Below are 20,429 nucleotides of genomic sequence, written 5' to 3'. Positions count from 1 at the left end.
AAATCGGCTCAAACATGAAGAAATGAAATGACTGAGTCAGCCGAGAAGAATTTCCCCGCTTATTCGCACCTTCCCTAAAGATCCTGTACATGAATCGAACCTACATGCAGGCGGGTTCCGACAGACAAAAACCTCAGGATCCCGCCTGTCTGGCTCACCTCGGCTGAAACGCCTTGACGATAAATTCGATAAAGAGCCGCACGTTGCGGGACTGCTCCTTGTGGAAGGGGTAGACGGCGAAGAGGGCGTGGGGGTCGGGTTGCCAGTCGGGGAGCAGTCTGACCAGGGTGCCGTCCGACAGGTCGTTCGACACGAACTCATCCGGTACCAGGATCACCCCGAGCCCCTGCACCGCCGCCTGTTTCAGGGCGATGCCGTTGTTGGCGCAGAAGCTGGCGGGGGGCAGCTCCACCGCCACGCTCTCCGCGTCCCGGGTGAAGAACCACTTGTTGGGGGAGGAGGAGAGGCTGTAGCGCAGGCAGTTGTGGGCCTTGAGATCCGCCGGGTGGGCGGGCTGGCCCGCCTCCTTCAGGTAGTCGGGGGCGGCGCAGAGCACCCGCTGCACCTCGCACAGGGGTTTGGCGCGCAGGGTGGAGTCCTCCAGGGTGCCTGCCCCCCGGATCACCACGTCCAGCCCCTGATCCACCAGATCCATGTAGGCGTCGCTCAGGATCACCTCGATGCCGATTTCCGGATAGCGGCGCTGGAATTCGCAGACGAGGGGGTTGAGGCGGATCAGCCCGTAGGACATGGGCATGCCGATCCTCAGCCTGCCCCTGGGGGTGAAGGAGGCGGCCATGATGGACTGGTCGGCGGCCTCCAGGCTGTCCAGCACGGCGCATATCTGGCCGTAATAGGCCATGCCGGCTTCGGTGACGCTCAGCCGCCGGGTGGTGCGGTTGATCAGCGCAATGCCGAGAAAGGCTTCCAGCTCGTTGATGTTCTTGCTGACCGCCGCCTGGGAGAGGCGCAGGTCGTCCGCCGCCGCCCTGAAGGTGCCCATTTCCACTACCCGGCGAAAGACGTTCAGCGCCGTGATCTTGTTCATCCTGCCCCCGTTAATTCACTACTGGTAAATGATGGCGCCATCATTGCGCACTTTTATCACAATAGTGCGGATCCCCGGGGTGTCCACCCCCCATCCCCCGCCAGACAGAGAGTTGCCCGTGGCAGATCGGCCCGGATCATGGCCCTCCGGGCGTGGCAGAGACGCAGACGAAAGAGAGGCGATGAGCCCCGGGCACCCCGGCCCGTGACGGCAGGCATAGAAGCAGGCGGTAGGGCCCGGGCCCCGCCGCCAGATGGCACGCACCGGCTTACTGCACCTTGCCGGGGGCGGGGGGCAGGGTGATGCCGACATCGGCCCAGGGGTTGGTGCCAAGCAGCTGGGCGTGGGGCACGTCGGCCTGGTAGCGCATGGTGAATGCCCTGGGGCCGTGGGCGAAGGCTACCAACAGCCCCTGTTTTGCGTCCATCAACCCGGCGTGCATGCCGAGCCCGTGATAGCTGATCCGCACCGCCTTGTCCTCCAGGCCCACCTTGTCTATCTGGAAGCGGGCGATGCTGCCGTCTTTGAGGGTAAAGCCCCAGCGGAACGGCCCGCCGCTGACCACCGTCATCACCTCGTCGATGTCGGTGCCGTCCTCGGCGGAGTTGACGTGCATGCGACCATATTTGCCGAGCACGGCGCTGCGGGTGCGCTCGTCCAGCGCCATCAGGTCATAGACCTTGGGGTAGGGGCCGACGCCGGTCTCCTCGGTGGCGACGCCGCCCCCTTGCACCGCGGGCGCGCGGCCTGCGAGCCTGGCCTGCTCCAGCAGCTCCCCCTGACTCAGGTTGAAGGCCGCAATCAGGGCGCCGTGCTCCGCTTTGGTCAGGGCGCGGCGGTGGGAGGCTTCAAGCAGCGGCCTGGCGGCCTCGGGGATGTCGACGGTGACCACGTTGACGCCGATGGGGTTGAGCGCTTTGTTGACCGCTTCGACGCCGGTCACGGCGGGGCGGCCATCGCTGAACTGCACCGAGACGATGTCACCGGCGAAGGTGTTGAAAGAGAAGGCCGAGGCGAGGGTGCCGGCCAGCAACGGGATAGGGGTGAGTTTCATACAAGACTCCTCGTTAAGGTTCGAGAAGCAGTCTAGGGCGGCGATGTGTTCACTGAAATGACACTCGGATGATATGAAAATTCACTGAAAGTAATGAATCGTGGGGGTCAGGGTCGTCGGCCCGCCCTGGGGGAGCGTGCCCTCTGCCAGAGGGTGTGAGCCCGGTTGACGCAACGGGGTCCTGCTTGTGGTATGACTCTGGACGTTACTCATCATAACCTGTCGGAGGACGAGACAATGCTGGCGTTGATCACCACGGCGCACCACACCTGCTACCCCAATCCCATCGCCTTTCGGGCCGGAGAGCGGGTGCGCATCGGCCACGAGGACGACGAGTTCCCGGGCTGGGTGCGCACCTTTACCGCAGACGGCAACGAGGGGTGGGCGCCCCTGTCCCTGCTGACCCTGATCGGCACGGAGGAGGCGCAGGCGCGTCAGGACTATACCGCCCGGGAGCTGGACGTGGCGGCGGGGGAGCGGGTTCGAGTGGAACGGGAGCTGGCAGGCTGGCTCTGGGTACATAACGAAGCGGGGCAATCAGGCTGGATCCCGGCAAGCTGCATCGCCTCGCCCTCATAAGGTGCAGCGGCTCGGAGAAGGAGTAGAGAGGGGAGAGAGAAACCCGGCCAGCGACATGGCGTGCGGCCGGGTGAATTGTTAGGACCAGGGTGGCGGAGCCGGTTTGCGGCTGCCTGGTTGACGGATGGCTAGTCGGACGTTTCCTGCTCGGCTGCGTTTTCGGGCTGTAGCGCCTCTTTCTGCTCCGCCCATTTCAGCAGGGCGTCCAGCGCCGGGCACAGAGCCTGTCCCCAGTCGGTCAGGCGATACTCCACCTTGGGCGGCACCTGCGGGTAGACCTTGCGCACGACGATGCCGTCTGCTTCCAGCTGTCGCAACTGCTGGGCAAGCATCTTCTGGGAAATGGCCGGGATCAGCCGCTCAAAGTCCGAATAACGCTGCACCTTGCCATCAAACAGGTGGAACAGGATGACCAGCTTCCAGCGCCCTTCCAGCAATTTGAGCACCTCTTCGACACCGGTGGCCGCCGTGGACGGGGTATAGATCTTGTTCATGGGTGAGTCACTTACTTTTTTGTGCGTACTTGATTAAACGTAAGCCTATGTGGAAAGTGGCGGTACAGCAATTGTCTTTTAGCGAGGATGACGATGACGACCTTACTCTTTCCATCCATTGCCACCTATTTCGAGGTCAGCAACGGGGGGGATCCTGCCCGCCTGGCCGGATGTTTCACCGAAGATGCGTTTGTGCGGGACGAACGCCATACCCATCAGGGACATAGCGCCATCCAGTCCTGGATGGCGGGTACCCGGGCCGCCTTCGACTACTGCGTGACACCCATGAAGGTGACGCAGGACGGGGCGCGGGTGACCGTGGTTGCCAAGGTGGCGGGCAACTTCCCCGGCAGTCCTGTGATGCTTGATCACCTGTTCCTGATGTCGGGCGACGACATTCACTCTCTGGAGATACGATGATGACAATGGATTTGGCACTGCAAGGCCGGCGTGTATTGATCACCGCGGGGACCAAGGGGGTGGGCAAGGCCGTATTCACCCTGTTTCGTGACAATGGCGCCCGGGTGCTGACCACGGCGCGCAGCCGCCCGGCGGAGGTGCCGGAAGCGCAATTCGTCGCCGCCGATCTGACCAGTGTGGAAGGCTGCAATACGGTGGTGGATGCCGTCAACGCCAGGCTGGGCGGTGTGGACATCATTGTCCACGTGCTGGGGGGCTCATCGGCGCCGGGTGGCGGTTTCGCAGCGCTGGGGGAGGAGGAATGGCAGCGGGAGCTCTGCCTGAATCTGATGCCGGCGGTGCGCCTGGATCGCGCCTTGCTGCCCGCCATGCTGGTACAGGGGGAGGGGGTGATCATCCATGTCACCTCCATCCAGCGTGAGTTGCCCCTGCCTGAGTCGACCACGGCCTATGCCGCCGCCAAGGCTGCATTGTCAACCTACAGCAAGAGCCTGTCGAAAGAGGTGACGCCAAAAGGGGTGCGGGTGGTACGGGTCTCTCCCGGCTGGATAGAGACGGAGGCATCCGTTGCGCTGGCCGAGCGGCTGGCAACCCAGGCTGGCACGGACTACGAGGGAGGTAAGCAGATCATCATGGATTCCCTGGGAGGGATCCCCCTCGGTCGCCCTGCCAAACCGCAGGAGGTTGCGAATCTCATCGCCTTTCTGGCATCTCCCCTGGCCGCCTCCATCAGCGGTACCGAATATGTGATCGACGGAGGCACAGTGCCCACCGCGTAGGCGAGCATCATCTTTTCAAGCAAGTCGCAGCGATGTTGGCAGTCGCTATCAAAACGTGTTGGCGAACACCTGGACAAGGCGTTCGCCGCCCTTCCAGCCAATGGCAAGAACAAGCCCACTGCCCGCGCTGGAATCATATGCAGGCATTCACGCCGCCCTAACCGAAGCCATTGGCGATGGCGTGCTTGATCCCCATGTCACGGGCCGTGACCGGTACCCCGAGCGGCCCTTTGACGCCGAAGCAGATGGAGACATGGCTAGCTGCCATCGAGCATCAATGGGACTAGGGCAATGAGAGATGATGGAGAAACGGGGGACCAGAAACCCGGCCAGCGACGGGCGTGCGGCCGGGTGAATTGTAAAGAGTAGGGTGACGGGAAACGGGATCAGCCTAGTCTAATCAACTCGATGGGGGCGTACTGCTCCCGGGAGTTGGCCAGCAGCACGCACTTTTCATGCTCGGCCTGATAGGGGGTCAGGTTATCGGTGTGAGCCTCTTTCAGAAAGTCGACGGCGCCGGTGGCGGCGATCATCACGCGCTGACCCGCTGTGAGCGCATTGCGGTTTCGGTCATAGATTTTCATGGCACTCTCCTTTTATGGGGCCCGGCGGTATGCCCGGGCTGCGCGAATCAGCCTACGCTCCTGTCAAAGCGTGATGCATGTCACAGATCAATAAAAGGGGAAAGAGGGACTCGGTGCGGCGACGGGGCGCGGCGCTCTGGTCTCGCTGCCCGCCGGTGATCGCCACCGCCTGTCGCAGGGCAGGGAGGACGCCCCCGCTTTTCATCCCCTCGGGCTCGAACTGCAAGGGGGATGCGCTATAGTGGAGCCGCTCGTTTTACTGCCTTCAACCAACCGAGAGTGCATTATGAATCGTGAAATTGCCGCCCAGTTCATCAAGATGCTGACCAACCTGGACCAGTGCCTGGCCAAGGCCGAGGCCCACGCCGAGGCGAAGAAGTTCAACGTGGAGAACTTCTTCAATGAGCGCCTCATCGTCGACATGCTGCCCCTGAGCAAGCAGGTGCTGATCTGCTGTGACAGCGCCCGCGCCGTGGTGGCCACCGCCAGCCTGAGCGAGCCGCCGGTGCTGGGGGATGATCCCAAGACCATGGCGGATCTGCGCGCCCACGTGGCCAAGACCATCGCCTACCTGCAAGGCAAGCTGGACGCCGATTTCAGCCAGTACGCGAGCGGCCACTACTATCCCTACTGGGCCGGTGGCAAGGGGATGGACGGCCACAGCTGCGTCCACGAGTACGGCATCCCGAACTTCTACTTCCACCTCACCATGACCTATGCCCTGCTGCGCCAGGCCGGGGTGGATCTGGGCAAGCGGGATTACCTGGGCGGTCTGAACCTGCAATAAACCGCGCTTCAGCGACAACAAAGCCTGCCCCCTGGCAGGCTTTGTCGTTTTCGGCCCGGCTCAGCGCCCCAGGTTGTCGGCCAGCTGTTTGGCGCGACTTGCGGCCCACTGATCGATCATCTTCTCCATCTCCTCGGCGGTGATGGGGGAATCCTTGTGGGTGGTGTCCGGGCTCTCGCGAGCGTCCATCACCCGCACCAGCAGCTTGCCGCTCTGGGCGTCGAGCAACTGTGCCATGCTGCCCACCTTGAGCAGATAGGGCTCCTTGCCTATTACCTCGCGGGTGACGTTGATGGCGATCTTGGCGGGCAGCAGATCCCGCAGCTTGGGGTCGGGCCGGGTCAGGTCGAAGTTGGTGATGGCCGCCTGCACCCGCATCACGCCGGGACCGGGTTCGGTAGCCATCTTGACGCCCTGGCTCATCAGTTCGCGCTGGAAGGTGGCGTGGTAGTAGCGGCCGATCTCGTTCTGCTCGTTGGCGGTCAGCAGATACCACTGGCCGTTCTCCTGGCGGATGAACTGCAAGGGGTCGAGCAGCACCTGATGGTACTGGCGCAAATCCACGCCGGGTTCCTTGTAGATGCGCTGGTTGGGGTTGCTCTCGCTTTGCTGGAAGGCGGTGAGCGGGATCGCCTGCAGGCTGTGGGTGACCTGGTTCTTCACGGCGCACCCGCCCAGCAGGGCGGCGGCCATGGTCATCATCAAGACTCGTTTCATGGGGGCTCCTGGCGGTGGATGGTCGCTGCAAGAACACAGCCCGCCCTGCCCACAGAGATACCTGATCAGGCCCCTCTCTCACAAGGGGTATCTGTGCGGGGGCCACCGGGGGAGCCCCCGTGTCGGGTCACTCGGCGGGGATCTCGGGCTCCACCAGGGTGGCGAGCTGCATCAGGGACTCCTGCCAGCCGAGGTAGCACATCTCCACCGGGATGACCGCCGGAATACCCGCCTGTTCGATGGCGAGATCGGTGCCGCACAGCACCTGGGTGAGGGTGATGGTGACCTGCATCTCCCCCGGCAGGTTGGGGTCGTCGAAGCGGTCGGTGTAGCGGATGCGCTTGCCCGGCTCCAGCGCGAGATACTCGCCGCCGAAGGCGTGGGTGTGGCCGCTGGCGAAGTGGGTGAACGACATCCTGAACTGGCCGCCGACCCTGGCATCCAGCGCCGCCACCTTGCAGGTGAAGCCATGGGGGGGCAGCCATTTGGCCAGGGCGTCCGGCTCGATAAAGGCCTGGTATACCCGCTGTGGCGGGGCCTTGAGTACGCGATGCAGAGTGACTGTGTTCATGGGGGACTCCTCTTGGTGGCAACAGGGACGGGTCGCAGCAAGGATAGCCGTCATCCCCGTGGCCTGCGGGGGTGCGTCGCTTCCTTTCGCCTGCAGAGAGGATTTTTCGTTTTCTCTTCAAGGAGTTGATCAAGATAGAGGTTATTGTCACCGTTCGCTCATATAATCGCCGCCATGCAAGCGACTCGGAAGGATTCGATGACACAGCTGATGGCGGCCCTGCTGGGGTTGTTTTACGCCAGCCTGATCTGGGCGGCGCCCGTCCCCTTCGTGACGGCCCCCGGCCCCCATGCCACGCAGGGGAGGCTGGAGCCCCTGCTCTCCTGGTTCTCGGGGGAGTTTTCCAGCCAGGAGCAGGCCACCTTCGATGCCCGCTTCACCAGTGCCGAGCTGCGGCTGGTGGAGATCTGGCCCGGGGAGGGCCCCTTTCGCTGGGTCTATGCGGAGCAGTTTCTGACCGAGCGGGCGCAGCGGCCGTTTCGCCAGCGCATCTACCGCTTCTCCTCCCTGCCCGATGGCCGCATCCTGATGGCCGAACTGACCATGCCGAGGGCCACGGATTTTGCCGGCGCCTGGCGTCGGCCCGAGCTGCTTGACTCCCTCACCCCGCAGCAACTCTCCCTGCGCGAAGGGTGCGAGATCTGGCTGACCCGCCAGCCGAGCGGGGAGTACAAGGGACAGACCCGGGTCGGGCATTGCACCACCGATTTTGGCGGTGCCACCACCCTGGTGCAGTACCTCTGGATCGGCCCGGACAGTGTCCGGCTGCTGGACAGGGCCTATGACAACGGCGCCCATCAGCGCTGGGGCAGCCCGGGGGAGGGTTACGTCTACCTGCGCAAGGGGATGCGGCGCGGGGAGTAGTCGCGCCGTCCGTCAAGGCCCCTCCCTGCTTGCCGCCAACAAGGACGTGCCGGTCAGGCCGCTGGCCAGTGCCCCTGCAGATCCACCAGGATGGAGAGGCTGACCGCGCCAAACAGCAGGCCCGTCATCAGGTTGAGCGGGCGCTGGATGCGGCCGAGCAGGTGCTGGGCGCGGGGGGTGGAGAGGCTCCAGGCCAGGGCGCTGAACCAGACGAGGGAGAGCAGGAACAGCTCCAGGATCAGCAATCCCCGGGTCAGGCCATCCACCTGGGGCGTCACCATGGCGGCCAGCAGTCCCATGAAGAACAGCATCGCCTTGGGGTTGAGCAGATTGGTGGCCAGCCCGCTCTTCACCCCCTTGCGCCAGCCCGGCCGCTCGCCTCCGGCGCGCAGCGCCAGATCCCCGCTTCCCTGCCAGGCCGCTTTCAGCGCCCCCCAGCCCAGCCAGCCCAGATAGAGGGCACCCACCAGTTTCACGGCGAGAAAGAGCCAGGGCTGGCTTGCGATCAGCAGGCTGATGCCGGTCAGGCTCAGGGTGGCGTGGAGCAGGATGGCGAGGGCGATGCCAAGGGCCGCTCCGAGGGCGGTGGGCCTGTGCAGGCTGGTGCGCAGGATGAGTGCGAAATCCGGGCCCGGGCTCGCCAGGGCGACGAGGTGGACGAGACCCAGGGTCAGAAACAGGCTGGTGAACATAAAAGACCTCCGACAGCGGTATGGAGGTGACAGCATGGGGCAGGACGGGGGACGGGAGATTGTAAAAGATTGCAGCGGCGACGATTCAGGCGGGCAGCATCTGCTGGCGATACTCCGCCGGGGTGAGCCCGAAGGCCTGACGAAAACCGTGGTGGAAGTGGCTCTGATCGAAGAAGCCCACCGCCAGTGCCACTTCGCTCACCGGCAGACCGCTGCCGAGCAGGCGCTTGCCCTGTTCGAGGCGCAGCCGCTTGAGCCAGGCATAGGGGGTCATGCCGGTCTTCTTCTTGAACTGACGGAGGAAGGCGAAGCGATCCAGCCCGAACAGGGCGGCCAGGTCCTCCAGGGTGTGGCGCTCGTCCAGCCGGGCCAGCAGATGGTCGCGCAGGAACCTGAGCTGGGGATCCGCCAGGGCGTGGCGCTCGGGGGCGAGCCGGAACAGTTCGCCCAGCAGGGCCAGCAACTGGCTCTCCGCCAGCAGGCCGTCGGGGGAAGGGCCGTCCAGGTGCATGTGCAGGCGGGCAAAGCCCTGATAGAGGTCGGGGCGGCTCTGCAATCCCTGGTGGAAAAAGGGCTCGGGGTGCTCCGGCAGCCAGCGGGCCAGCTGCTCGGGGGCGATGGAGAAGACCCGCACCTCGTACCCTTCCGGCAGCAGGCTGAGGCCGTCGTGCATCTCGTCCGGGTTGACGGTGGAGAGTTCGCCGCGCACCAGGTTGTGGCTGTTCCCCTTGTGGATGAACTTCTGGCCGCCCCGCTGCACCAGACCGATGTGGTAGTCCAGATGCACGTGGCGGCCATAGCTGAACTCCCTGTGGTGGGAGTGGGAGAGCTCAACCCCCGGCAGCAGCCGGGATTGCCAGTAGTGGATGCGGGATTGGGGTGCGTTCATCCCCTATTGATACCCCGAAAGCGGCCCCGTGGCTTGTAGATTATTGCGCTGGCGCCTCAGCCGGCCTCCTGGCGCCGCTTGCCGCTGCGCAGGCCATCCAGGCTGAACAGCACCAGGGCGCTCCAGATGCAGCCAAAGGTGATCATCTTGTCCAGCGCCAGCGCCTCGCCATACAGGGTCACCGCCAGGATGAACATCAGGCTGGGGCCTATGTACTGGAAGAAGCCCAGGGTGGAGAGCTTGAGCCGGGTGGCCGCCGCGGTGAAGCAGAGCAGGGGGGCCGTGGTGACGGCGCCCGCGGCGATGAGCAGCAGGTTCAGGTGCCAGTCATTCTGGGTGAGGTGGCTGGTGGGGCTGTCGGCGATGCCCCACAGATAGAAGGCGGCCGGCGGCAGCATGATCAGGGTCTCGATGAGCAGGCCGGTGAGGGCGTCCAGGGCCAGTTTCTTGCGAATGAGGCCGTAAATGGCGAAGCTCGAGGCCAGCACCAGGGCTATCCAGGGCAGGGAGCCGAACGCGATGAGCTGGACGGCGACACCGACAAAGGCGAGCCCTACCGCCCACCACTGCAGGCGGCGCAGCTTCTCGCTCAGAAACACCATGCCGAGCAGCACGTTGAACAGGGGGTTGATGTAGTAGCCCAGGCTCGCATCCAGCATGTGGCCATTGTTGATGGCCCAGATGAACAGCAGCCAGTTGCCGCCGACGGTGACGGAGGTGAAGGCCAGGGTGAGCAGCACCTTGGGCTGGCGCAGCACCGCCTGCACCTTGTGCCACTGGCGTCCGAGCAGCACCAGCACCATCAGCAGGGCGCAGGACCAGATCATGCGGTGGGTCAGGATCTCGGCGGCCGGCACGGCGGAGAGGGACTTGAAGTAGATGGGTGCCAGGCCCCAAAGGGTGTAGGCGCCGAGGGCATAGAGGACGCCCTGGCGCTGGATCTGTTGTTGCATGCGGATAACCTTCACTGGAGTGCGGATGTCGGGAAACATCGCAAAAAGTCAGTGTAGCGATCCTTTTGCAGGGAAAGAAGACAATAAATGGGTCTGACGGGATTTTAACAGCAGGAGCGACTTCAGCGACCGCCCCCGCGGCGGATCTTCTCCACGTCCATCAGCAGCCACAGCATGAGGGCGATGGCGGAGATCCAGGGGCCCCAGGTGACATAGGCTTCCCCCTGACCCAGCACGAAGAACAACAGCGGCAGTCCCACCACCAGAAACAGTACACTTCCCAGAAAAAACAGCATTTTTATCTTTAAATTTAATGGCTTGCTATTTGACGATTATATCGATTGAGCGAGGGGATAAAAGAGTAAAAATGAGAAAGGGGGATTTCTCCCCCTGTTTTGTTGATAAGCGTCATTTATGGCGTTATTCGAGCTGGATCCAGGTGCTTTTCAGCTCGGTGTACTTCTCCAGGGCGTGCAGGGACTTGTCGCGCCCGTTGCCGGACTGCTTGAAGCCGCCAAACGGCATGGTCATGTCGCCGCCATCCCAGTTGTTGACGAAGACGGTGCCGGCGCGCAGGGCGCGCGACCCTTTCACCGCCTGGTTGAGATCCGCCGTCCAGATCGCCGCGGCCAGGCCGTAGTCGGTGTCGTTGCCAAGGGTGATGGCCTCTTCCAGGGTGTCGAAGCCGGTCACCGCCAGCACGGGGCCGAAGATCTCCTCGCGGAAGATGCGCATCTCGGGAGTTACGTCGTCGAAGATGGTGGGTTCGATGTAGTAGCCGCCCTCCTCGGGCTGGGTGCGCTTGCCCCCCAGCAGCAGCTTGGCGCCCTCCTGCTGGCCGATGGCGATGTAGTTGAGCACCTGCTCCATCTGGATGTGGTCCACCATGGCGCCGATGCGGGTGGTGGGGTCGAGCGGGTTGGCCGAGATCCATTCGCGGGCGTGGGCCAGCAGCCGCTCCATGAACTGGGGCTTGATGCTGTTTTGCACCAGCAGGCGGGAGGCGGCGGTGCACACTTCCCCCTGGTTGTAGAAGATGGCGCCGACGGCGCTTCTGGCGGCGGCGTCCAGATCCGGCGCATCCGCCAGCACGATGTTGGGGCTCTTGCCGCCGCACTCCATGAAGGCGCGCTTGAGGTTGGACTTGCCGGAGCACTGTACCAGATGCTTGCCGATTTTGGTGGAGCCGGTGAAGGTGATGCAGTCGACGTCCATGTGCATGGCCAGCGCCTCGCCCACGGTATGGCCGAAGCCTGGCAGCACGTTGAAGACGCCGTCGGGGATGCCCGCCTCCTTCGCCAGACCCGCGATGCGCAGGGCGGTGAGGGGGGATTTCTCGGAGGGTTTGAGGATCACCGAGTTGCCGGTGGCGAGCGCCGGCCCCAGCTTCCAGCATGCCATCACCAGGGGGAAGTTCCAGGGCACGATGGCAGCCACGACACCGAGGGGCTCACGGGTCACCAGGGCCAGGGCGGACTCTTCCACCGGGGCGACCTGATCGTAGATCTTGTCTATCGCCTCGGCGTTCCAGGCGATGCAGTTGGCGGCGGCGGGGGCGTCATACCCCATGGCGTCGCCGATGGGCTTGCCCATATCCAGCGACTCCAGCAGTGCCAGCTCCACCAGGTTCAGGCGCATCAGCTCGGCGAAGCGCTGCATGATGAGCTTGCGCTGCTTGGGGGAGAGGCCGCACCAGCGCTTGTCGTCGAAGGCGGCACGGGCCGCCTTGACCGCCAGCTCGGCATCGGCGGCGTCGCAGGAGGCGACCCTGGTCAGCAGTTGGCCGTTGGCCGGATTGATGCAATCGAAGGTGGCGCCGTTGACGGCATCCCGGTAGGTGCCGTCGATAAAGGCTTGCGAGGGCAGGGTCAGATGGGCGGCCTTGTGTTGCCACTGGGCCAGGGTCAGGTCACTCATGTTCACTCCTTGAACCGGCAGAAAGTCAGTCTCCGCGTATCAATATGCTAAACATCCTGCCGCTTGTAAATCCATCTTGTAACAATTCATTAAACACTGACCCCGAACAACCCGGGCCAACGGCGGGGCAAACTGGGCGCCCTGGCCTGTGGTGTCGGGGGTCGCGCGGCGGGGCGGGAGCCCGTGTCGCTGGCCTGATCCCTGGGCTGGGCAGGGGGGATCCCGGCGGGCTGTTACGGGAGAAGGCCCGTCAGAAGCTGGCGGGCGTGTTGGCCGAGATCAGCACGCACTCCTGATCCCCCACGTTGCGAAAACGGTGGGGAGTGCGGCTGTCGAAGTAGTAGCCATCCCCCGGTGCCAGCAGGTGAACCTGCTCGCCTACCGTGACTTCCACCTGACCCCGGATGACGATGCCGCACTCTTCCCCTTCGTGACTCAGCATGTCGTCACCGGTGTCGGCGCCCGGGGGCAGTATCTCCTGCATCATGCCGATGGCGCGGTTGGCGCGGCTGTGACCCACCAGACGGTAGCTGATGGGGTGGGTGCCGAGATCCGGCATGTCGTCCGCACGGAAGATCACCTCGGAATCCATCTCCGTCTCGTCGGTGAAGAAGCTGGCCAATGACATGGGGATGCCTTCCAGCACCTTGCGCAGGGAGGCCACCGAGGGGCTCACCTGATTTTTCTCGATCTGGGAGATAAAGCCGTTGGTCACACCGGAGCGTTTTGCCAGCTCGCGCTGGGAGAGGGCCGCCTTGGTGCGAACCGCCTTGAGGCGGTGACCGATATCCATCGATAGACACTCCTTGACTGTTTACTATTATTAAAATTGTGTTAAATATCTTATACCACCCCTGAGGGGTGACACCAAGCCGGGCGATAAAAGCCCTTTTTTATGGATTCAGGTGTTTAATTTAATAGGCATGAGCCGGGTGTTACTAAACGCCTTAAGGATGAGGTGACCATGAAACCTGTCAGCGACATCAATACCCCCGACATGTCCGCATTCTGGATGCCGTTCACCGCCAACCAGCAGTTCAAGGCGGCGCCGCGCATCCTGAAGTCGGCAGAGGGGATGTATTATCACTCAGAGGATGGCCGCAAGATACTGGATGGCACTGCCGGACTCTGGTGTTGCAACGCAGGCCATGGTCGGCGCGAGATCGCCGAGGCGGTCTCCCAGCAGATCTCCCACCTCGATTTTGCCCCCACCTTCCAGATGGGCCACCCCCTGCCGTTCGAGCTGGCCAACCAGCTGGTGGAGATCGCCCCCAAGGGATTCGGTCACGTCTTCTATACCAACTCCGGATCGGAGTCCGTGGACACCGCGCTCAAGATTGCGCTGGCCTGGCAGCGGGCTCGCGGCCAGGGGACCCGTACCCGGCTCATCGGCCGCGAGCGCGGCTACCACGGGGTGGGTTTTGGCGGCATCTCGGTGGGGGGCATTCCCGGCAACCGCAAGTGGTTCGGCTCCCTGCTGACCGGGGTGGATCATCTGCCCCACACCCTCAACATAGGGAAAAATGCGTTCACCAAGGGATTGCCAGCAGAAGACCTCACCCTGGCCGATGAACTGGAGAAGATTGTTTTCCTGCACGACGCCAGCAACATCGCGGCGGTCATCGTCGAGCCCATCGCCGGCAGCACCGGGGTCATCATGCCCCCCAAGGGCTATCTCAAGCGGCTGCGGGAGATCTGTACCAAACACGGCATCCTGCTGATTTTTGACGAGGTGATCACCGGTTTCGGCCGCCTCGGCTCCCCCTTCGCCGCCCAGGAGTTCGACGTCATCCCCGACATGATCACCTGCGCCAAGGGGCTCACCAACGGTGCCATCCCCATGGGGGCCGTGCTGGTGCAAAACCATATCTATGACGACATGATGGCGGCGGGCAAGGGGGCCATCGAGCTGTTCCACGGCTACACCTACTCCGGCCACCCGGTGGCGGCGGCGGCGGGTCTGGCCACCCTCGAGATCTACCGGAGCGAAAATCTGCTGACCCGGGCAGCCGAGCTGGCGGGCTACTGGGAGGAGGCTGCCCATTCCCTCAAGGGCTGCAAGCACGTGAAGGACGTGCGCAACTACGGCCTGGTGGCGGGCATCGAACTCGAATCCATGCCGGATGCACCGGGCAAGCGGGCCTACGAGGTGTTCGTGCGCTGTTTCGAGAAGGGGGCGCTTATCCGGGTGACCGGCGACATCATCGCCCTGTCGCCTCCCCTCATCATCGAGCGCAGCCAGATCGACGATCTCTTCACCCTGCTGCAGGACGCCCTGCAGGCCCAGGACTGACCCCCACATCACACAGGATGGCGCTCGTCCCGGGCGTCATCCCCCTGTGCTGCCCCGGCGCGGCGAGGGGAGGACGGATGACCCATCACGGAGGATTTATGAGTTACAGGATCGACAACTTCATCGACGGCGAGACGACCGAGAGTCGCAGCGAGCGTTTCGGTGCCATCTTCAATCCGGCCACCGGCCAGCAGCAGGGCTCCGTCGTTCTCAGCACGGCCGATGAGTGTGCCGAGGCGATTGCCTGCGCCGAGCGCGCCTTTGGGGAGTGGTCCCAGACCCCGCCGCTGGTGCGGGCCCGGGTGCTGTTTCGCTTCAAGGAGCTGATGGAGCAGCACAGGGACGAGCTGGCCCAGCTCATCAGCCGCGAGCACGGCAAGGTCTTCTCCGACGCCCAGGGGGAGCTGACCCGGGGGCTGGAGGTGGTGGAGTTTGCCTGCGGCATTCCCCACCTGCTCAAGGGGGAGCACTCTCTCAACGTGGGCCGCGGGGTGGACAGTCACTCCATGATGCAGCCGGTGGGAGTCTGCGCCGGCATCACCCCGTTCAACTTCCCTGCCATGGTGCCGCTCTGGATGTTCCCGGTGGCCCTGGCCTGCGGCAACACCTTCATCCTCAAGCCCTCGGAGAAGGATCCGTCCCTCTCTCTGCGCATGGCCGAACTGCTCAAGCAGGCGGGCCTGCCGGACGGGGTGCTCAATGTGGTCAACGGCGACAAGGAGGTGGTGGACGTGCTGCTGACCGACCCGAGGGTCGGTGCCGTGTCGTTTGTCGGCTCCACCCCCATCGCCCAGTACATCTATGCCACCGCTTCGGCCCACGGCAAGCGGGTGCAGGCCCTGGGCGGCGCCAAGAACCACATGGTGGTCATGCCGGATGCCAATCTGGATCAGGCGGTTTCCGCCCTGATGGGGGCCGCCTATGGCGCGGCGGGCGAGCGTTGCATGGCGATCTCGGTGGCCGTGGTGGTGGGTGACGAGACCGCCGATGCCCTGGTGGCGAAGCTCTCGCCCCTGGTGGCGGCCCTGCGGGTCGGCCCCGGCCTTGGTCAGAGTCCGGAGAACGAGATGGGGCCCCTCATCAGCCGGGAACACCTGGCCAAGGTGCGCGGCTACGTGGATCAGGGGGTGGCCGAGGGGGCCGAGCTGGTGGTGGATGGCCGGGGCCTGAGCCATGGCGAGGGCTACTTCATCGGGGGCAGCCTGTTCGATCGGGTCGGCCCCGAGATGCGCATCTACCGGGAGGAGATCTTCGGCCCCGTGCTCGCCATCGTGCGGGCCCCGGACTACGAGACGGCCCTGCGCCTCATCAACGAACACGAGTACGGCAACGGCACCGCCATCTTCACCGGTGACGGAGATACCGCAAGGGACTTCACCACGCGGGTTCAGGTCGGTATGGTAGGGGTGAACGTTCCCATTCCGGTGCCCATGGCGTTTCACAGCTTTGGTGGCTGGAAACGGTCCATCTTCGGGCCGCTCAACATGCACGGGCCGGATGGGGTGCGCTTCTACACCCGGATGAAGACGGTGACCGCCCGCTGGCCCCAGAGCCTGCGCTCCGGCGCCGAGTTCTCCATGCCGACCATGAAGTGAGCCACCGGCTCGCTGCCATGGCTTTAATCTCTTGCCCCCGCAGGCCGCCGGTCTGCGGGGGCGCTTCTGTCAAGGAGTAACAGATGCGACTGGGTATTCTCGATTGTGACCGGCTGGACCCCGATTTGGTGGGGGATTTTGGTCCCGTTTACTCCGAGATGTTTATCAAGGGTTTCCGGGCGTTGGCCCCCGAGCTGGAATTTCGGGTCTGGTCCGCCCTCGACGGCGATCTGCCCCTGGATCTGACCGAATGCGATGCCTGGCTCATCACCGGCTCGCGTCACGATGCCTACAGCGACATCCCCTGGATCCTGGCGCTGCGCGACTGGATCCGCCGGGCCCACGATGCCAACGTCAAGCTGGCCGGGGTCTGCTTCGGCCATCAGGTGATCGCCCAGGCGCTGGGAGGGGAGGTGATGAAGTCCACCAAGGGGTGGGGTCTGGGGGTGTCGGTCCATGCCATGCAGACGACAAAACCCTGGATGGCGCCGGGTCTGGACACCATCCGCATCCTGGCAAGCCACCAGGATCAGGTGGAGCAGCTTCCGCCGGGGGCGACCCTGCTCGCGGGCAACGACTTCTGCCCCAACTTCATGTTCCTGCAGGGGGATCACATCGTCGCCATCCAGGGGCACCCGGAATTCTCGGTGGCGTACAACCGGGCCCTGATCGAGCGGCGACGGGACAGGCTGCCCGATGCACATTACCAGAGCAGTCTCTCTTCCCTGGAAGGGGAGGTGGATTCCGCCACCATGATGCAGTGGCTGCTGCAGTTCCTCGGCATCCTGCCGATCGGGGCCGACGCGCGCTGAACCCCGTTTGTCATATCCACCGCGCTGATGCTAGATTTTGTAGCAAAATGAAGGATCAAGCGGCGATATGCCCAGTCCGGATGATACACTGGCCGCCATTTTTGGCGGCCTGGTCCATCGACGAGCGCCGCGTCAGTCTGTGAGGGGGCAACCTTGAAACTACAGCAGTTGAAGTATCTGATCGCGGTGCGGGACCACAATCTCAACGTCTCCGTTGCCTCCGATGCGCTCTATACCAGCCAGCCTGGGGTGAGCAAGCAGATCGGCTTGCTGGAGAGCGAGCTGGGGGTGCGCATCTTCGAGCGCCGCGGCAAGCACCTGCACCGGATCACCCCGGTGGGGGAGGAGATCATCAAGTGTGCCGAGGCCATGCTCAATATCGAGAGCAAGATCAAGGCCATCTCCCGGGAGTACCTGGATCCGACCGTGGGCACCCTCAACATCCACACCACCCACACCATCGCCCGCTACCTGCTGCCGAAAAGCGTCACCTACTTCACCAAAAAGTACCCCAAGATCTCGTTCCACCTGCATCCTGTGATGTCCGCCACCAAGGAACAGATCAGCAAGGGATACTCGGATTTTTCCATCGTGGCCCACGAGATAGGCTTCGACAAGGAGCTGATCGCGCTGCCCGCCTACCTCTGGACCCTCTCCCTGGTGGTGCCCCAGGAGCACCCCCTGGCCAAGGTGAAGAAGCCGACCCTGGAGCAGCTCTGCCAGTATCCCATCCTGAGCTACGAGAGCGGTGCCACCGGGCGTCAGGTGCAGGACAGGGTGTTCCAGGCGGCTGGCCTCACTCCCAACTACTACATGACGGTGATGGATGCCGGCGTCATCAAGCGCTACGTGGAGCTGGGCTTTGGCATCGGCATCATCTCCTCCCTGGTAGCCAACGATAGCGATGCCCCCGGCCTCGTGGCCATCAATCTGGAGCACCTGTTCGAGCCCTGCCCGGCCCAGATCTGCTTCAGCAAGAGCATCCTCTTGCAGAACTACATGTATGACTTCATCAGCTCTTTCTCCCCCCATCTCACCAAGGAGATGATCCAGAACGTGATGCAGCAGCCGACCCAGGCTCGCATCGACGAGCTGCTGTCAGGGGTGGAGCTGCCCGTCTACTGATCCCGCTTCCGTTTCTGTGCCGGCACCCCGGGGTGTCGGCCTCCTCCCGCCGAGGTTTCCATGTCCCGCATCCTGCTGCTCGCCAATCTCAACTGTGATCATGTGCTCTCCCTGGCCGAACCCCTGGTGGCGGGGGCGCGGCTGCAATACGTGGATCAGGGGCGCAGGCTCGGCGGCGGCGCCGCCAATACCGGCATCGGATTGGTGTGGGCGGGGCACGAGGTGATCATCGCCTCCCGGGTCGGGCTGGACGACACCGGTGACTGGCTGCTGGAGCAGGCTGCCTCATATGGCCTGGATTGCAGCCATGTGGAACGCTTTGGTGGCGAGACCGGCGAGCTGCTGGTGCTGGTGGACGCCACCGGTGAGCGCACCATCCTCAGGCGCCCACGTCGTCCGGATCTGCCGGGGGATCTGCCGACCGAAGGGGTGGACTGCCTCTATGTGAACTATCCGGGCACCGCCATCGTGGGCTACATGCGCCAGATGCTCGCCAAGAGTTTCGTGGTGGCCCAGTATCCCAAGGGGGGGCAGGCCCGCCGCCCCTGCCACGTGCTGGTGGCCTCCCGCTCCGATCTCGGCGAGGTGAGCGACCCCTGGCAGCATGCCCGCCAGCTCGCGGGGGAGCAGCTTGAATGGCTGGTGCTGACCGAGGGCAAGGCGGGCGCCGTGGCCATTCACGGGGAGGAGCAGGTCAGGGTGGCGGCGCGACCGGTCTCCGTGGTGGATACCACGGGGGCGGGGGATGCCTTCGCGGGCGGTCTCATCCACGGTCTTGCGCGGGGCATGGCCATGGCCGATGCGCTGCAGTGCGCCGTGGACTGGGGCGCCTTCGCGGTGGCCTCCGAGAGCTCCATCCCCTCCCAGGCGCTGCGCAACTGGCTGAAGCAGCCCCACTGAACTCGCCGGATAACGGCTCCGGCGATGGCAGAGGAGGTGGGGGTTTGTCGACGTAAACCGCCAAAACCCCTCGCTGAGGCGGCAAGTTTGCGATCAATCAAAGAAAGTGTCGATTTATGTACATCTTCGTCGACACCCGCCCGGGCTGCTCTTACCCTTGTGACTTCACGACTCGGTCGAAGAAGCCCATCCCGTGCGCACGCATGTGCAGACCCCCTCTTTGGCCACCGGCTGTCGTCCTGATTTCTGGCTTGTAGTAAGAGGCAAGTGCGACCATGCAACTGACACGATTTACCGACTACGCCCTGCGTACCCTGACCTTCCTGGCCATCCAGCCCGGTGATCGCCTGTCGACCATCACGGAAGTGGCCGACACCTTCGCCATCTCCCGCAATCACGTGGTCAAGATAGTGCATCAGCTCGGCATCAAGGGTTACATCGAGACGGTGCGTGGCAAGCATGGGGGCATCCGCCTCGGCCGTGCCGCCGTCTCCATCAACCTGCGCGATGTGGTGATGGACATGGAGCACGTGCTCTGCCCGGTGGACTGCAAGCGCGAAAACTGCCGTCTCTCCGGGGGCTGCCGCATCCAGGGCATTCTGCGCCGCGCCATGCACGCCTTCCTGGAGGTGCTGGGTGAGTACACTTTGGCGGATGCGGTGCGGGATCCCACTCGTCTGTGCCACCTTCTCGGTATAGAGCAGGATAATATTCTGACCATGGCATGATGCCACGGTGAATGACAGAGGGGCCTGCGGGCCCCTCTGTCATTGCAAGCGGTCAGAGCTGGGGCACAAGGGTGATGGCACCGTGCAGACAGGCGAGGCCGCAAGCGCCGCAGCCATCGCAGGCGGCCATGTTGACGGTTACTCCCTCGTTGCCGACCTTGATCGCCTGCTGGGGGCAGGCATCTTCACACAGCAGGCAGTAGTAGCCCTGACGGGCCTGGCAGCTCGCCTCTATCCTGACCCGGGTCTGCACCTGGCGGCCGAGGCAGAGATCCAGTGCGCCCGTGGGGCAGGCTCTGGCGCAGCTGCCGCAATAGCTGCACTGGCCACAGGCGAGATCCAGCACTGGGGTACCGGCGATGGGGCTGCCGTCATATTCGGGGCGATCGGCGGGCTTGATGAGGCCGTTGGGACATGCCTTGAAGCAGTCGCCACAACGGGTGCAGAGGGTGAGGAACTGGGACTCGTCGATGGCCCAGGGCGGGCGTGCCTCATGGCAGACCACCTCGGGTCTGCGGGGGCTCCCCCATGCGTGTGCCAGCCAGCGACAGAAAAAATGCGTCATGCCCACCCCTATACCTATTAGGGGTTAACTTTATCCAGTTTTAGGCCGGCAAGCCAGAGAATA

At 63.9% G+C, this 20,429-nt stretch carries 24 protein-coding genes; 11 read left to right on the top strand and 13 right to left on the bottom strand.

Annotated elements, in window-relative coordinates:
• Nucleotides 1-154: 154 nt before the first annotated feature.
• Both PG896_RS04305 and PG896_RS04300 read right to left on the bottom strand, forming a co-directional pair.
• Nucleotides 155-1,048, bottom strand: a complete 894-nt coding sequence (locus PG896_RS04305; protein ID WP_270835391.1) for a LysR family transcriptional regulator — start codon at nt 1,046-1,048, stop codon at nt 155-157.
• A 268-nt stretch (nt 1,049-1,316) separates the two neighbouring features.
• Complete coding sequence (locus PG896_RS04300) at nt 1,317-2,102, bottom strand: hypothetical protein (RefSeq protein ID WP_109422447.1); 786 nt, start codon at nt 2,100-2,102, stop codon at nt 1,317-1,319.
• 237 nt (nt 2,103-2,339) lie between these two features.
• Between PG896_RS04300 and PG896_RS04295 the strand changes: the two genes are divergently transcribed.
• Nucleotides 2,340-2,681 (top strand): SH3 domain-containing protein, encoded by a 342-nt coding sequence (locus tag PG896_RS04295; protein ID WP_268425254.1) that lies wholly within the window; start codon nt 2,340-2,342, stop codon nt 2,679-2,681.
• Nucleotides 2,682-2,809: 128 nt separating this feature from the next.
• On the opposite strand, the gene PG896_RS04290 is transcribed toward PG896_RS04295, so the two are convergent.
• A complete protein-coding gene (locus PG896_RS04290; protein ID WP_103244058.1) occupies nt 2,810-3,175 on the bottom strand; it encodes a winged helix-turn-helix transcriptional regulator in 366 nt (121 codons plus the stop codon).
• Nucleotides 3,176-3,268: 93 nt separating this feature from the next.
• On the opposite strand from PG896_RS04290, the gene PG896_RS04285 reads away from it, so the two are divergent.
• Complete coding sequence (locus PG896_RS04285; protein WP_052814920.1) at nt 3,269-3,595, top strand: nuclear transport factor 2 family protein; 327 nt, start codon at nt 3,269-3,271, stop codon at nt 3,593-3,595.
• On the top strand, nt 3,592-4,374 hold the full coding sequence (locus tag PG896_RS04280) for an SDR family oxidoreductase (RefSeq protein WP_199767283.1): 783 nt from the start codon (nt 3,592-3,594) through the stop codon (nt 4,372-4,374). The genes PG896_RS04285 and PG896_RS04280 overlap by 4 nt, the downstream gene beginning before the upstream one ends.
• A gap of 386 nt (nt 4,375-4,760) precedes the next feature.
• Here the strand turns inward: PG896_RS04280 and ydfZ are convergent, their stop codons facing one another.
• The gene (gene ydfZ, locus PG896_RS04275) at nt 4,761-4,958 is read right to left on the bottom strand and encodes a putative selenium delivery protein YdfZ (RefSeq protein WP_041217242.1); all 198 of its coding nucleotides are present in this window, start codon (nt 4,956-4,958) and stop codon (nt 4,761-4,763) included.
• A 286-nt stretch (nt 4,959-5,244) separates the two neighbouring features.
• Here ydfZ and PG896_RS04270 point away from each other — a divergent pair, with 286 nt between their 5' ends.
• Nucleotides 5,245-5,745 (top strand): DUF1993 domain-containing protein, encoded by a 501-nt coding sequence (locus PG896_RS04270; protein ID WP_103244059.1) that lies wholly within the window; start codon nt 5,245-5,247, stop codon nt 5,743-5,745.
• Between the two features lie 60 nt (nt 5,746-5,805).
• Here PG896_RS04270 and PG896_RS04265 read toward each other — a convergent pair whose 3' ends face one another.
• Nucleotides 5,806-6,462, bottom strand: a complete 657-nt coding sequence (locus tag PG896_RS04265) for a DUF3313 domain-containing protein (protein WP_200163853.1) — start codon at nt 6,460-6,462, stop codon at nt 5,806-5,808.
• A gap of 127 nt (nt 6,463-6,589) precedes the next feature.
• Nucleotides 6,590-7,033: an SRPBCC family protein gene (locus tag PG896_RS04260; RefSeq protein ID WP_042882233.1), complete on the bottom strand. Its 444-nt coding sequence runs from the start codon at nt 7,031-7,033 to the stop codon at nt 6,590-6,592.
• A gap of 198 nt (nt 7,034-7,231) precedes the next feature.
• Here PG896_RS04260 and PG896_RS04255 point away from each other — a divergent pair, with 198 nt between their 5' ends.
• A complete protein-coding gene (locus PG896_RS04255; RefSeq protein WP_210538368.1) occupies nt 7,232-7,897 on the top strand; it encodes a chromophore lyase CpcT/CpeT in 666 nt (221 codons plus the stop codon).
• Nucleotides 7,898-7,950: 53 nt separating this feature from the next.
• Here PG896_RS04255 and PG896_RS04250 read toward each other — a convergent pair whose 3' ends face one another.
• The 6 genes from PG896_RS04250 to PG896_RS04225 form a co-directional block, all read right to left on the bottom strand.
• Nucleotides 7,951-8,589: a LysE family translocator gene (locus PG896_RS04250; protein ID WP_010672488.1), complete on the bottom strand. Its 639-nt coding sequence runs from the start codon at nt 8,587-8,589 to the stop codon at nt 7,951-7,953.
• An 85-nt stretch (nt 8,590-8,674) separates the two neighbouring features.
• Nucleotides 8,675-9,478, bottom strand: coding sequence for an AraC family transcriptional regulator (locus PG896_RS04245; RefSeq protein WP_049636721.1), 804 nt, complete (start codon nt 9,476-9,478; stop codon nt 8,675-8,677).
• Nucleotides 9,479-9,534: 56 nt separating this feature from the next.
• Nucleotides 9,535-10,431: an EamA family transporter RarD gene (rarD, locus tag PG896_RS04240; protein WP_010672490.1), complete on the bottom strand. Its 897-nt coding sequence runs from the start codon at nt 10,429-10,431 to the stop codon at nt 9,535-9,537.
• A gap of 122 nt (nt 10,432-10,553) precedes the next feature.
• Nucleotides 10,554-10,727 carry a hypothetical protein gene (locus tag PG896_RS04235; protein WP_010672491.1) on the bottom strand — a complete coding sequence of 58 codons (174 nt, stop codon included), beginning with the start codon at nt 10,725-10,727 and terminating at the stop codon, nt 10,554-10,556.
• Between the two features lie 124 nt (nt 10,728-10,851).
• On the bottom strand, nt 10,852-12,348 hold the full coding sequence (locus PG896_RS04230; RefSeq protein ID WP_043153564.1) for an aldehyde dehydrogenase: 1,497 nt from the start codon (nt 12,346-12,348) through the stop codon (nt 10,852-10,854).
• A gap of 250 nt (nt 12,349-12,598) precedes the next feature.
• Nucleotides 12,599-13,141, bottom strand: coding sequence for a cupin domain-containing protein (locus tag PG896_RS04225; RefSeq protein ID WP_010672493.1), 543 nt, complete (start codon nt 13,139-13,141; stop codon nt 12,599-12,601).
• 171 nt (nt 13,142-13,312) lie between these two features.
• Between PG896_RS04225 and PG896_RS04220 the strand changes: the two genes are divergently transcribed.
• The 6 genes from PG896_RS04220 (at nt 13,313) to PG896_RS04195 (ending at nt 19,801) form a co-directional block, all read left to right on the top strand.
• Nucleotides 13,313-14,641 carry an aspartate aminotransferase family protein gene (locus PG896_RS04220; protein WP_043153563.1) on the top strand — a complete coding sequence of 443 codons (1,329 nt, stop codon included), beginning with the start codon at nt 13,313-13,315 and terminating at the stop codon, nt 14,639-14,641.
• Between the two features lie 98 nt (nt 14,642-14,739).
• The gene (locus PG896_RS04215) at nt 14,740-16,236 is read left to right on the top strand and encodes a CoA-acylating methylmalonate-semialdehyde dehydrogenase (protein WP_161470140.1); all 1,497 of its coding nucleotides are present in this window, start codon (nt 14,740-14,742) and stop codon (nt 16,234-16,236) included.
• 83 nt (nt 16,237-16,319) lie between these two features.
• A complete protein-coding gene (locus tag PG896_RS04210) occupies nt 16,320-17,048 on the top strand; it encodes a glutamine amidotransferase-related protein (protein WP_043153559.1) in 729 nt (242 codons plus the stop codon).
• Nucleotides 17,049-17,201: 153 nt separating this feature from the next.
• Entirely contained in the window at nt 17,202-18,173 is a 972-nt protein-coding gene (locus PG896_RS04205; protein WP_041212153.1) for a LysR substrate-binding domain-containing protein, read from the top strand.
• A gap of 60 nt (nt 18,174-18,233) precedes the next feature.
• Nucleotides 18,234-19,073, top strand: a complete 840-nt coding sequence (locus PG896_RS04200; RefSeq protein ID WP_041212154.1) for a PfkB family carbohydrate kinase — start codon at nt 18,234-18,236, stop codon at nt 19,071-19,073.
• A gap of 275 nt (nt 19,074-19,348) precedes the next feature.
• Entirely contained in the window at nt 19,349-19,801 is a 453-nt protein-coding gene (locus PG896_RS04195) for an Rrf2 family transcriptional regulator (protein ID WP_010672499.1), read from the top strand.
• Nucleotides 19,802-19,853: 52 nt separating this feature from the next.
• On the opposite strand, the gene PG896_RS04190 is transcribed toward PG896_RS04195, so the two are convergent.
• Complete coding sequence (locus tag PG896_RS04190) at nt 19,854-20,366, bottom strand: ferredoxin-type protein NapF (RefSeq protein WP_041214095.1); 513 nt, start codon at nt 20,364-20,366, stop codon at nt 19,854-19,856.
• Nucleotides 20,367-20,429: the final 63 nt, after the last annotated feature.

The sequence above is a fragment of the Aeromonas sp. QDB30 genome, from assembly GCF_027707645.1.
GTDB lineage: Bacteria > Pseudomonadota > Gammaproteobacteria > Enterobacterales > Aeromonadaceae > Aeromonas > Aeromonas caviae.
The sequence above is the reverse complement of the archived record's forward strand: the minus strand, read 5'-3'. Positions and strand labels throughout refer to the sequence as shown.

Coding starts and splice junctions, on each gene's coding strand:
- rarD (WP_010672490.1), bottom strand. CDS start 10,431: ATGCAACAACAGATCCAGCGCCAGGGCGTCCTCTATGCCCTCGGCGCC.
- PG896_RS04215 (WP_161470140.1), top strand. CDS start 14,740: ATGAGTTACAGGATCGACAACTTCATCGACGGCGAGACGACCGAGAGT.
- PG896_RS04245 (WP_049636721.1), bottom strand. CDS start 9,478: ATGAACGCACCCCAATCCCGCATCCACTACTGGCAATCCCGGCTGCTG.
- PG896_RS04230 (WP_043153564.1), bottom strand. CDS start 12,348: ATGAGTGACCTGACCCTGGCCCAGTGGCAACACAAGGCCGCCCATCTG.
- PG896_RS04195 (WP_010672499.1), top strand. CDS start 19,349: ATGCAACTGACACGATTTACCGACTACGCCCTGCGTACCCTGACCTTC.
- PG896_RS04270 (WP_103244059.1), top strand. CDS start 5,245: ATGAATCGTGAAATTGCCGCCCAGTTCATCAAGATGCTGACCAACCTG.
- PG896_RS04210 (WP_043153559.1), top strand. CDS start 16,320: ATGCGACTGGGTATTCTCGATTGTGACCGGCTGGACCCCGATTTGGTG.
- PG896_RS04225 (WP_010672493.1), bottom strand. CDS start 13,141: ATGGATATCGGTCACCGCCTCAAGGCGGTTCGCACCAAGGCGGCCCTC.
- PG896_RS04300 (WP_109422447.1), bottom strand. CDS start 2,102: ATGAAACTCACCCCTATCCCGTTGCTGGCCGGCACCCTCGCCTCGGCC.
- PG896_RS04260 (WP_042882233.1), bottom strand. CDS start 7,033: ATGAACACAGTCACTCTGCATCGCGTACTCAAGGCCCCGCCACAGCGG.
- PG896_RS04265 (WP_200163853.1), bottom strand. CDS start 6,462: ATGAAACGAGTCTTGATGATGACCATGGCCGCCGCCCTGCTGGGCGGG.
- PG896_RS04220 (WP_043153563.1), top strand. CDS start 13,313: ATGAAACCTGTCAGCGACATCAATACCCCCGACATGTCCGCATTCTGG.
- ydfZ (WP_041217242.1), bottom strand. CDS start 4,958: ATGAAAATCTATGACCGAAACCGCAATGCGCTCACAGCGGGTCAGCGC.
- PG896_RS04235 (WP_010672491.1), bottom strand. CDS start 10,727: ATGCTGTTTTTTCTGGGAAGTGTACTGTTTCTGGTGGTGGGACTGCCG.
- PG896_RS04290 (WP_103244058.1), bottom strand. CDS start 3,175: ATGAACAAGATCTATACCCCGTCCACGGCGGCCACCGGTGTCGAAGAG.
- PG896_RS04250 (WP_010672488.1), bottom strand. CDS start 8,589: ATGTTCACCAGCCTGTTTCTGACCCTGGGTCTCGTCCACCTCGTCGCC.
- PG896_RS04295 (WP_268425254.1), top strand. CDS start 2,340: ATGCTGGCGTTGATCACCACGGCGCACCACACCTGCTACCCCAATCCC.
- PG896_RS04255 (WP_210538368.1), top strand. CDS start 7,232: ATGACACAGCTGATGGCGGCCCTGCTGGGGTTGTTTTACGCCAGCCTG.
- PG896_RS04285 (WP_052814920.1), top strand. CDS start 3,269: ATGACGACCTTACTCTTTCCATCCATTGCCACCTATTTCGAGGTCAGC.
- PG896_RS04280 (WP_199767283.1), top strand. CDS start 3,592: ATGATGACAATGGATTTGGCACTGCAAGGCCGGCGTGTATTGATCACC.
- PG896_RS04190 (WP_041214095.1), bottom strand. CDS start 20,366: ATGACGCATTTTTTCTGTCGCTGGCTGGCACACGCATGGGGGAGCCCC.
- PG896_RS04305 (WP_270835391.1), bottom strand. CDS start 1,048: ATGAACAAGATCACGGCGCTGAACGTCTTTCGCCGGGTAGTGGAAATG.
- PG896_RS04200 (WP_041212154.1), top strand. CDS start 18,234: ATGTCCCGCATCCTGCTGCTCGCCAATCTCAACTGTGATCATGTGCTC.